The sequence below is a fragment of the Streptomyces sp. adm13(2018) genome, assembly GCF_008042145.1.
Lineage (GTDB): Bacteria > Actinomycetota > Actinomycetes > Streptomycetales > Streptomycetaceae > Streptomyces.
Genome location: NZ_RDBH01000154.1, coordinates 1 through 2,040, shown reverse-complemented (window position 1 = coordinate 2,040; position 2,040 = coordinate 1). Strand labels below are relative to the sequence as shown.

Annotated in this window: 1 protein-coding gene; it reads left to right on the top strand. The window is 73.3% G+C overall.

Going from position 1 to position 2,040, the window contains the following annotated elements; all coding sequences use genetic code 11:
• Positions 1-100: 100 nt before the first annotated feature.
• The coding region (locus EAO70_RS34910; protein WP_148006832.1) for an ATP-binding cassette domain-containing protein at positions 101-2,040 on the top strand (1,940 nt) is incomplete at its 3' end.

The following is a 2,040-nucleotide window of genomic DNA, read 5'->3' as shown; positions in this document are numbered from 1 at the left end:
CCGCCGAACCCGTGCCCGCCCGGCCGTCGACCGGGCCGGTGCTCCCCCGCCGCACCGCTCGCGTCTCCCGTACGGCCCGACCGGGCGCGAGGTGGTGGGGATGACCGACGGCACGGGCGACGCGCCCGCCTCGGCGGACGGCCCTTCTCCCTCTGAGCAGTTGCTCTTCGGTGGTGAACTGACCTATGAGTTCGGCTGGGGCAGCCACGACGGCGCCTGGCTGAAGCTCGGGCTGCGGCAGATGGCCGCCGCGCTGCCGCGGCAGGTCGCGGTCGCGATCCGACTGGCCCGGGAGGCCGACCAGCGGGCGTTCGCGACGGTCGCCGTCTGCGAGGTCGCCCGCGGCATCACCCGGGCCGTCTCCCTGATCGCCGTCAACTCCCTGCTCGTGGAGCTGCTCGCGTCCGGCGACATCACCGGAAGGCTCCGTGCGGCGCTCCCGTCGCTCGGGCTGGTCGCCGTGCTCGCGGTGGTCGGCTCGGCCTGCAAGTCCGCCTCGGCCGCCGCCATCGGCATCCTGGAGCCGAAGGCGCAGCGGGTGGCGACCGAACGTTATCTCGGGCTGGTGGCCCGGGTGGAGCTGGAGGCCATCGAGGACGACGCCTTCCACAAGCTGATGGACTCGGCGCAGTGGGGCGCCGATTCGGCCCGGCGGATGGTCGGCTACTGCACCGCCGTGGTCACCTCGGCCATCTCCCTGACCGCCGCCGCGGGCGTCCTCGCGGTGCTGCACTGGGCGCTGTTGCCGCTGCTGGTGTTCATGGCGCTCCCCAGCGCGTGGGGTTCGCTCACCATGGCCCGGCACCGGTACGTCAGCTGGCACCGTTTCGTCCAGCACGTCCGGGCCGCGAAGCTGATCAGCCAGCTCCTGATCGACCAGCGGGCGGCGGCCGAGATCCGCGTGCACGACGTGGCTCCGTTCCTCCTCACGCACTTCCGGGAGATGGCGCGGACCAGCGAGCGCGAGCAGACGCGGCTGGCCTGGACCGGGGCGCGGACCGACGTACTGGCGGACTCGGCGCGCGGCGTCGCGACCGTCGCCACCTACGGCGTCCTCGGGCTGCTGCTGTGGCACGGACGCATGGACCTCGCGGTGGCCGGCACGGCGGTCCTGGCGATCCGCACCGGCTCCGCCGGCATCACCGACCTCGTCCTGCGCGTCACGGACGTGCAGGAGGAGGCGCTGTTCGTCGCCGACCTGGAGACGCTGTGCACGGAGGCCGTCCGGCGCGCGATTCCCACCGGCGGGCGCGACCTGCCCGAGGAGGTGGACGAGATCCGGTTCGAACGCGTCACCTTCACGTACCCGGGCAAGGACAGGCCCTCGCTCACCGAGGTCGACCTGGTGATTCCCCGGGGTCGTACGGTCGCCCTCGTCGGGAGCAACGGTGCCGGGAAGTCCACCCTGATCAGCCTGCTCAGCGGCGCACGGCTCCCGGACAGCGGACGGGTCCTCTGGGGCGGGGTGAGCACCGCGGAGGCCGACCGGGCGCAGGTCTTCGCGCGCGTGGCGATGGTCGCCCAGGACTTCTTCCGGTGGCCGTTCACGGCTCGCGTCAACGTCGGCATCGGGCGTACGTCGGACGCCATGGACGACGCGGCGGTCGCGCCGGCGGCGGCGTACTCGGGGGCGGACGCGGTCATCACGGGGCTGCCGCGCCGCTGGGACTCCCTCCTGGCCCGCGGCTACAAGGGCGGGCAGGAGATCTCCGGCGGCCAGTGGCAGAAGTTCGGGCTGGCCAGGGCGCGGCACCGCGACGGCGCGGTCCTGGTCGTCGACGAGCCCACCAGCGCCCTGGACGCGGCCGCCGAGCAGCGGATCTTCGACCAGATCCACCAGCTGGCCGACAAGGGCCAGACGACCGTCCTGATCACCCACCGCCTGGCGAGCGCGCGGCACGCCGACATGATCTACGTCCTCGACGAGGGCCGGGTCGCCGAGCACGGCACCTTCGCCGAACTGATGGACCCGGCCACCGGGACGGGGGCGTTCAGGGAGGCGTACGAACTCCAGGCCCGCCAGTTCGAACGCCCCACGAC